Source organism: Streptomyces sp. NPDC054956, assembly GCF_053609185.1.
In genome coordinates this window covers 20,190-27,990 of record NZ_JBSGXB010000067.1, presented here as the reverse complement: position 1 = coordinate 27,990, position 7,801 = coordinate 20,190, and the positions used below count along the sequence as shown (strand labels likewise).

At 72.7% G+C, this 7,801-nt stretch carries 9 protein-coding genes; 5 read left to right on the top strand and 4 right to left on the bottom strand.

Annotation, left to right across the window (positions count from 1 at the left end; all coding sequences use genetic code 11):
- Positions 1–83: 83 nt before the first annotated feature.
- The 3 genes from ACWGDE_RS14160 to ACWGDE_RS14150 all read left to right on the top strand — a co-directional run bounded on the left by ACWGDE_RS14160 (position 84) and on the right by ACWGDE_RS14150 (position 2,319).
- Positions 84–740 (top strand): class F sortase, encoded by a 657-nt coding sequence (locus ACWGDE_RS14160; RefSeq protein ID WP_453389252.1) that lies wholly within the window; start codon positions 84–86, stop codon positions 738–740.
- Between the two features lie 24 nt (positions 741–764).
- The gene (locus ACWGDE_RS14155) at positions 765–1,118 is read left to right on the top strand and encodes a hypothetical protein (protein ID WP_453389250.1); all 354 of its coding nucleotides are present in this window, start codon (positions 765–767) and stop codon (positions 1,116–1,118) included.
- Between the two features lie 172 nt (positions 1,119–1,290).
- Positions 1,291–2,319 carry an NlpC/P60 family protein gene (locus ACWGDE_RS14150; RefSeq protein WP_453389249.1) on the top strand — a complete coding sequence of 343 codons (1,029 nt, stop codon included), beginning with the start codon at positions 1,291–1,293 and terminating at the stop codon, positions 2,317–2,319.
- Positions 2,320–2,371: 52 nt separating this feature from the next.
- On the opposite strand, the gene ACWGDE_RS14145 is transcribed toward ACWGDE_RS14150, so the two are convergent.
- The 3 genes from ACWGDE_RS14145 to ACWGDE_RS14135 form a co-directional block, all read right to left on the bottom strand.
- On the bottom strand, positions 2,372–3,484 hold the full coding sequence (locus ACWGDE_RS14145; RefSeq protein ID WP_453389248.1) for an alpha/beta hydrolase: 1,113 nt from the start codon (positions 3,482–3,484) through the stop codon (positions 2,372–2,374).
- 109 nt (positions 3,485–3,593) lie between these two features.
- Positions 3,594–4,307 (bottom strand): LuxR C-terminal-related transcriptional regulator, encoded by a 714-nt coding sequence (locus ACWGDE_RS14140; RefSeq protein WP_453389247.1) that lies wholly within the window; start codon positions 4,305–4,307, stop codon positions 3,594–3,596.
- Positions 4,304–5,599 (bottom strand): ATP-binding protein, encoded by a 1,296-nt coding sequence (locus tag ACWGDE_RS14135; RefSeq protein ID WP_453389246.1) that lies wholly within the window; start codon positions 5,597–5,599, stop codon positions 4,304–4,306. The genes ACWGDE_RS14140 and ACWGDE_RS14135 overlap by 4 nt, the downstream gene beginning before the upstream one ends.
- A 131-nt stretch (positions 5,600–5,730) precedes the next feature.
- On the opposite strand from ACWGDE_RS14135, the gene ACWGDE_RS14130 reads away from it, so the two are divergent.
- Complete coding sequence (locus ACWGDE_RS14130) at positions 5,731–7,098, top strand: PspC domain-containing protein (protein ID WP_453389245.1); 1,368 nt, start codon at positions 5,731–5,733, stop codon at positions 7,096–7,098.
- Complete coding sequence (locus ACWGDE_RS14125; RefSeq protein ID WP_453389244.1) at positions 7,085–7,309, top strand: hypothetical protein; 225 nt, start codon at positions 7,085–7,087, stop codon at positions 7,307–7,309. The genes ACWGDE_RS14130 and ACWGDE_RS14125 overlap by 14 nt, the downstream gene beginning before the upstream one ends.
- Here the strand turns inward: ACWGDE_RS14125 and ACWGDE_RS14120 are convergent.
- Positions 7,255–7,770, bottom strand: a complete 516-nt coding sequence (locus tag ACWGDE_RS14120) for a DoxX family protein (protein WP_453389243.1) — start codon at positions 7,768–7,770, stop codon at positions 7,255–7,257. The genes ACWGDE_RS14125 and ACWGDE_RS14120 overlap by 55 nt on opposite strands.
- Between the last annotated feature and the right edge of the window lie 31 nt (positions 7,771–7,801).

The following is a 7,801-nucleotide window of genomic DNA, read 5'->3' as shown; positions in this document are numbered from 1 at the left end:
GTCCGCCCCTGGCGACCGGCCGGGCCCGGTCCAACTCCCCCGCGCAGCAAGCACCGAGCACCGAGCACCGAGGAGAGCACGTCATGCACCGCCACCAGGAGCGTACGAAGCCTCGCGGCGGCTGGGGCGTCGTCGCCGTCGTCGCCCTCAGCGGTACGTTCCTCCTGTCCAACGGGCTCGACCCCGACGGCGGCCCGCCCCAGCCCGCGCACGCCGCCGCGCTGGTCAGCGACCCGGCCCACGACGAGGCGGCCCGCCGCCTCCCCCCGCCGCCGGAGCCCCTGAAGCCCTCCCCGCCGACCCGGATCCGGGTGCCCTCCGTACAGGTCGACGCCCCGGTCACCCGTGTCGGCCTCGACGCCGAGGGCTGGGTCGACGCCCCGCCGCCGCAGGACCGGAACCTGGCCGGCTGGTACGGGGCCTCCCCCTCCCCGGGCACGCAGGGCACGACGGTGATCGACGGACACGTGGACAACAAGCAGGGCCCGGCCGTCTTCTACCACCTCGGCTCGGTCAAGCAGGGCCAGCACGTCGAGGTGGACCGGCAGGACGGCCGCACCGCCGTGTTCACCGTGTACGGCGTCGAGGTCGTCGGCAAGAACGATTTTCCGGCCGAGCGCGTCTACGGTCCCAAGGGTGCTCCGGAGCTGCGCGTGATCACCTGCGGAGGCGGTTTCTCGAAGAAGACGGGGTACGACGGGAACGTGGTCGTCTTCGCCCGCCTGACCGAAATCCGCTGACGGCCACCACCTAGGCTCGTGGCCATGAACGTACTGATCAACGTCTTCCTCGGCCTGCACATCATCGGCATCGCCTCGCTCCTCGGCGGCTTCCTGACCCAGATGAAGGCGATGGGCGCCGGCACCGCCCGCTTCGTGCCCGCGATGCTGCACGGCGCACTGACCATGCTCGTCACCGGCGTACTGCTCGTCGGCTTCCGCGAGATGGACGGCGGCACGGTCAACAACGTCAAGGTCGGCGTGAAGCTCGCGATCCTCTTCGTGATCCTGGCGCTCGTCTACGTCAAGCGCGACGAGGAGCGGGTGGAGAAGGCGCTGTTCGGCGCGGTCGGCGGGCTGACCGTGGCCAACATCTTCATCGCCGTCCTCTGGCGCTGACACCGGACCGCCGCTGACGCCGACACCGGACGGCCATCGGCAGCCATCGGCGGCCACTGGGCAGCCAGCTGCGGTCACGTCCGGCCACTTGCGGTCATCCCGTCATCTGCCCGTTACCTCCGGGTCTAGCGTCCTCCTCCAAGCACCGACAGAGGAAGGACGTGAGGCCCTCGTGGCCAGTCATCGAAAGCCCAGGCAGCGCCCGCTCGCCGGCACCGCCGCACGGAGCACGGCCGCCACCCTCGCCCTCGCGGGCGCTGCCACCGCCACCGCGTTCGAAGGCACCTCGCACGCCGACCCCCAGCCGACGCCCTCGCAGGTCAAGGCGGAGATGGACCGGCTCTACGAGGAGGTCGAGGTCGCGACCGACCGGTACAACGGGGCGAAGGAGAAGGCGGACGAGGCACAGCGCGCCCTCGACGGACTGCAGGACGAGGCCGCCCGCAAGACCGACCAGCTCAACACCGCGCGCAGCACGCTCGGTTCGCTGGCCGCGACCCAGTACCGCAGCGGGACCCTGGGCGCCGCCGTCCAGCTGGCGATGTCGGACGATCCGCAGGAGTACCTGGACCGGGCCGCCCTCATCTCCCGCGCGGGAAGCCGGAACGCGGCCGAGATCTCCGCGGTGCGCCGCAAGCTCGAAGAGGTCGGGCAGCTCGAGGAGCAGGCCGCCGGGCGCCTGGCCGACCTGCGGGCCCGGCAGGGCGAACTCGCCGGCCACAAGGCCGAGATCGAGGAGAAGCTGACCGCCGCCCAGCGACTGCTGGCCAGGCTCACCGCCGAGGAGCGCGCGGCCTACGAGGCCGGCTCGACCACCGACGCGCGGACCGCTCCCGCGCCGCCCTCCGACGGCTCCCGCGCCGCCCGCGCGGTGGCGTTCGCGTACGGGGCGATCGGCAAGCCGTACGTGTGGGGCGCGACCGGGCCGGGCTCCTTCGACTGCTCGGGGCTGACCCAGGCGGCCTGGCGCGCGGCCGGGGTCTCGCTGCCGCGCACCACGTACACCCAGATCAACGCCGGGCAGCGGGTCTCGCGCGACCAGCTGGCCCCCGGTGACCTGGTGTTCTTCTACTCCGGGGTCTCCCACGTCGGCATGTACGTCGGCAACGGCCAGATGATCCACGCCCCGCGCCCCGGCTCCACGGTCCGCCTCGCCCCGGTGGACTCGATGCCGTGGGCCGGCGCCTCCCGGCCGGCGTAGGCCGTCCCTCTCGTACGGTGCCGCGCGGCGGACGCGCGGTCCCCGACCGGTCCTACGGCGCCTTGACCGTCTTGCTCAGCCAGTCGAAGGTCTGCGGGAGCTGCTTCGTCCAGCTGGTGAGGTTGTGGCCGCCGGTCGTCTTCTCCGCGTGCACCTCGGTCGGGCTCTTGGCCAGCGCCTTGAGGTCCAGGCCGGACGAGTAGCCGTCCTGCTCGGCTCCCGACATCCACAGCGAGACCGCCGGCGGCGTGGGAGCGGCCTGGAGCAGGGCCTTCAGGTTGTGGGTGCGGCGCAGCTCCGGGTCCTGCGCGACCAGCGACGAGGTCTCCTGGCCGGGGTCGTTGTAGCCGGACAGGGAGACGGCCGCGCTGTAGCGGTCGGGGTGGTTGATCGCCAGCTTCGCGGCGCAGTAGGCCCCGGCCGAGTATCCGGCCACGCCCCACGTGCGGGCTTCCTCCGAGACCCGGAAGTTGTCGGCGACCATCTTGCGGACGTCGACGCTGAACCAGCTGTCGGCGTTGACCTTGCCGGGGATGTTGGCGCAGCCGGTGTCGGCGTTGCCGAGGAGCATGGCGCGCGGCGAGACGAGGATGAACGGCTGCACCTTGCCGCTCTGCATGAGCGGCTCCAGGACCTCGTGGACCTTCAGCCCCTGGAACCAGGACTTGCCCGTCCCGGGTATGCCGGGGATCAGCTCGATCACGGGGAACTTCTTGTCCTTGAAGGCCGGGTCGTCGTACTGGGGCGGCAGCCACACCATGACGTCGCCCTTGACCCCGGAGATCTTGCCGTCGAGCTCGGTCTGCTTGACCCGGCCGCCCACTCCGTCGACCGGGTGGAACTCCTGGTGCACCTTCGGAGCGGCCTTGACCTCCTCGGCCTTCTTCCCGCCGAGCCCGTCCGGGCCGAGGTCGGGTGCGGCGGTGACGTACTTGCCGGTGCCGAACAGATCGCCCCAGGTGGCGTAGAAGTTCATCTCCCGGTTGAGTGCGACGAACACCAGCGCGACGGCCGTGACCTGCGCGAAGACCATCATCGAGGCGCGCGTGGCGACGCGCGCGGCGGCGGGGCCGCGCACCTTGCTCCACACGGCCAGCGGCAGGACGACGGCGCACGCCGTCAGGGCGATCACCGTCACGAAGAGGGGGGTCCCCGTCAAACTCATCACGGACGGTAGAGGGGTCCGCGGCGTGCTCGGGTTCCCGGTGGAGGCTGCGGTGTGGATCACAGGCCCTGGGGCCCGGGATCCACCGGCCGCGTTCGGTGCCCCTCGGTCAGACCAGCCGGCGGGCCGTCGCCCAGCGGGTGAGCTCGTGGCGGTTGGAGAGCTGGAGCTTGCGCAGGACCGCCGAGACGTGCGATTCCACGGTCTTCACCGAGATGAACAGCTGCTTGGCGATCTCCTTGTACGCGTACCCGCGCGCGATCAGCCGCAGCACCTCGCGCTCGCGCTGGGTGAGGCGGTCCAGGTCCTCGTCGACCGGCGGGGCGTCCGTCGAGGCGAAGGCGTCGAGCACGAAGCCCGCCAGCCGCGGCGAGAACACCGCGTCCCCGTCCTGGACCCGGAAGACCGAATCGACCAGGTCGGTGCCGGTGATCGTCTTGGTGACGTAGCCGCGCGCGCCGCCCCGGATGACCCCGATGACGTCCTCGGCGGCGTCCGACACCGACAGGGCCAGGAACCGCACCGGGTCCTCGGCGGCGGCCATCAGCGGGGCGCAGCGGCGCAGTACCTCGACGCCGCCGCCGCCGGGCAGGTGCACGTCGAGGAGCACCACCTCGGGGCGGGTGGCGGTGATGACGGTGACGGCCTGGTCCACGTCGGCGGCCTCGCCGACGACCTCGACCCCGGTCCGGTCGGTCTCGCCGATCTCGGCCTGGACGCCCGTGCGGAACATCCGGTGGTCGTCGACGAGCACCACCCGGACGCGCCTGGTCACTCCGCCGGTGCTCGCGTTGTCGCCGGTGCTCGCGTTGTCCTCGGTCATGCTGCCTTCGCCGCCCTCTCCATCTCCAGCTCGACTTCCGTGCCGCCGTCGGGCGCGGACCGCAGTCGCGCGGTCCCGCCGTTGCGCTGCATCCGGCCGATGATCGATTCTCGTACGCCCATCCGGTCGTCCGGTACCGCGTCCATGTCGAAGCCCGGTCCGCGGTCGCGCACGGACACGAACACCGTCTGGCCCTCCACTTCGGCGTAGACCTGGACGGGGCCGCCGTCGCCACCGTACTTGGCGGCGTTGACCATGGCCTCGCGCGCGGCCTGCATCTGTGCGGCCAGCTTCTCGTCGAGGGGGCAGTCGCCGACGACGACCACCTCGATCTGGACCCCGTGGTGGTCCTCGACCTCGGCGGCGGTCTTCTTCACGGCCTCGGCCAGCGTGGTCGGCTCCTCGCCTTCGTCCTTGCCGGTGCCCTCGGGCTTGTACAGCCAGTTGCGCAGCTCCCGCTCCTGGGCCCGCGCGAGGCGGCGTACCTCTCCGACGTCCTCGGCGTTGCGCTGGATCAGGGTGAGGGTGTGCAGCACGGAGTCGTGGACGTGGGCGGCGACCTCGGCGCGCTCCTGGGCGCGGATGCGCATCAGCCGCTCCTCGGAGAGGTCCTGGGTCATCCGGATCAGCCAGGGTCCGGCGAGGAGGGCGACGCCGACGAGGACGGCGAGGGTGGCGGTCAGTACGTTGCCCAGCTGGGCGGCGGAGCCGCGGACGACGATGAAGACGGTGAGGCCCACGCCGACCAGGACGACGCCCGCGAGCGCGCGGGCGGTCTGCAGCAGCCGGCCGTGCCGGCCGGCGGCGGCGTTCCAGTGGGCGCGGCGGGCGTTGTCGGCCTGCCTCCAGACGAGGACCACACCGGCCCCGACCAGCAGCGTCGGCCAGACGTACCGGCCGGAGGCGCCGCCGACCTGGACCTTGGAGATGAAGATCCCGGCGCCGACGCACAGGGCGATCAGCGCGGTGATCTGGCCCCGCTCGGGCTTGCGCAGCCGCCGGGTGCCGTCGGGCAGGGTGTCGAAGTAGGAGCGGTGGCCGCTGCGTCCGCCGACGCCGAGCGGTACGAAGACCCAGAACGCGGCGTAGAGCAGTATGCCGAGGCCGTCTCCCCACATGAACAGTCCGAGGAAGACGAGCCGGACCCAGACGACGGGCAGCCCGAGGTGCCCTGCGAGGCCGCGCGCGACACCGCCGAGCATCCGGCCGTCGGCGCTGCGGTAGAGCTTGCGCTGCGGCGGCTCGTCGGAGTCCGGTGCGTACGGCGGGCGGGGGGCGGTTGCTACGGGCATGTCACCGATGGTCACATGCGCGCGGGGCCCGGGGCATCAGGGCAGCCCCCCACTTCTCTCGGGGGGATATCAGGGTTGTCCCAGGGTGGATCCGGATGCCCGGGGCCCGGGCGGACCGTCACCATGTACACATGACCGAAGTCCACGATTCCCCACCGCCGGGCGCCGAGGCCGGCGCGGGCGCCACGAGCGGCCCGCCGCCCGCCGAGCGTCCTCCCCTGCGCCGCTCCAAGCGCGACAAGGTGCTCGCGGGCGTGTGCGGCGGCCTGGGCCGGTACTTCGGCCTCGACCCGGTGATCTTCCGGATCGTGCTCGGCGTCCTCGCGGTGACGGGCGGCGTCGGTCTGATCTTCTACGGATTCGCGTGGCTGCTGCTGCCCCAGGAGGGCGAGGAGGACAGCGAGGCGAAGAAGCTGCTGACGGGCCGGGTCGAGGGCGCGACGCTGGCGGCGGTGTTCGCCGCGCTGGTGGGCTGCTCCCTGTTCCTGTCGATGCTGGACAACGGCGGGCTGGCGGTCTTCTCCGTCCTGGCCGTCCTGGCACTGGGCGGCGGGGCGTACTGGTCGCAGCGCCACCGGAGCCCGGGTGCCCAGGCCCCGCAGGACAAGGCCGCCGGGAGCTCCGGGGGCGCGGAGTTCGTGTGGCCGGAGGCCACGCGCACCGGGCACCGGGTCGCGCACAGCCCGGCGCCGCCCGAGACGCAGGCGCCGCCCACGCCCGGCGGCCCGTCCTGGTGGCGGGACCCGCTGGTCAAGGACGGCACCACGGGTCCGGTCGGCTCGACCGGCTATCTGTGGGGCCCCGACGACTCGGTCCCCCTCGCCCCCGGCGGTGAGCCGGCCGCGGCCCACGTCCGGCGGGAGCCGCGCGGCGGGATGGGCGGCCGGGTGTTCGTCCTGGCCGCGCTGGCCGGGGGCATCTCCACCGCCTCGGTCTGGGAGGGCAGCACGCTGAGCCACGCGCTGCAGGTCGGCTTCGCCGCCGCCCTCGCCGTCTTCGGCCTCGGTCTCGCGGTGAGCTCGCTCAAGGGCCGCACCGGCTTCGGCACGGTACTGCTCTCGGTGATCACCGCCGGGCTGCTGGCCGCGGCGGTGGCCCTGCCCAAGGAGATCGGCACCGACTGGCATGACGTGAACTGGCGGCCCTCCTCGGTGGACGCCGTGGCGCCGCGCTACGAGGCGGGCACCGGCCTGGCCACCTTGGACCTCAGCCGGCTGGATGTGGCCAAGGGCGCCACCGTGCCCGTCCACGCCTCCATCGAGGCGGGCCGGCTCCGGGTGATCCTGCCGAGGGAGGTCACCGCGCTGACGGAGGCCAGCGTGAAGCTCGGCGACATCCAGATGCCCGGCGACGCGGCCGGCGCGATACGCATCAAGAACGACGGCGAGACCCGCATCGAGACCCTGCCGCCCACCCCGGGCACCGAGGCGGGCGGAACGATCGAGCTGCGCTTGCACGCGAGTGTGGGACAGGTGGAGGTGACCCGTGCGGCGTCATGAGTTCCAGCCGGGACGGCTGATCGCGGGCCTGGTCCTGATGGCCGCGAGCGTGCTCTACCTGCTCGGCGCGGCCGGCCAGGCCGACCCGCCGTGGTTCCTCGTCCTCATGATGGTGATGGGCGGGCTCGCGTTCGCCGCCGTGGTCGGCCTGGTGACCTATGCCGTGCGCCGCGACAGGCGCGAGCGGATCACCGAGTCCAGCGAGAGGTAGGGCGCCCCCGCGAGGACCAGCGGGATCCAGGCCATGAGGTAGACCAGGTCGTTGCCGTAGTAGTACGGGGTCACCGCCCAGGACACCGTGAGCCACAGGCTGAGCGAGATCAGCGCTCCGCCGACGGCCGCGATCCGGGTCAGGAGGCCGGCCAGGACGCCCAGGCCGACCAGGATCTCCCCGATCGCCAGGGCGACGGCGAAGCCGACGGGCGCCTTCAGGGCCAGGTCGACCAGCGCCGGGACGGCCGAGGTGTCGCGCACCCCGCGCATCAGGTCGCCGATGGATCCGTCGCCGGTGGCGGAGAGGAACGCGGAGTTCGTCAGCTTGTCCAGACCCGCGTACACGAAGGTCACGCCGAGGAAGATCCGCAGGGGCAGGAGCGCGTGGCGGGCGGCGGCTGCGCGCAGGCCGACGGGCTCGTCGGCGCGAACGCCGGAGGGGACGTCAGTTCGGGTCACGCGACATGTGTACCCCCTTCACCCGGCCACG

Excerpts from the sequence above, each read along its gene's own strand:
- ACWGDE_RS14155 (WP_453389250.1), top strand. The coding sequence starts at position 765 with ATGAACGTACTGATCAACGTCTTCCTCGGCCTGCACATCATCGGCATC.
- ACWGDE_RS14160 (WP_453389252.1), top strand. The coding sequence starts at position 84 with ATGCACCGCCACCAGGAGCGTACGAAGCCTCGCGGCGGCTGGGGCGTC.
- ACWGDE_RS14135 (WP_453389246.1), bottom strand. The coding sequence starts at position 5,599 with ATGCCCGTAGCAACCGCCCCCCGCCCGCCGTACGCACCGGACTCCGAC.
- ACWGDE_RS14145 (WP_453389248.1), bottom strand. The coding sequence starts at position 3,484 with ATGAGTTTGACGGGGACCCCCCTCTTCGTGACGGTGATCGCCCTGACG.
- ACWGDE_RS14140 (WP_453389247.1), bottom strand. The coding sequence starts at position 4,307 with ATGACCGAGGACAACGCGAGCACCGGCGACAACGCGAGCACCGGCGGA.
- ACWGDE_RS14130 (WP_453389245.1), top strand. The coding sequence starts at position 5,731 with ATGACCGAAGTCCACGATTCCCCACCGCCGGGCGCCGAGGCCGGCGCG.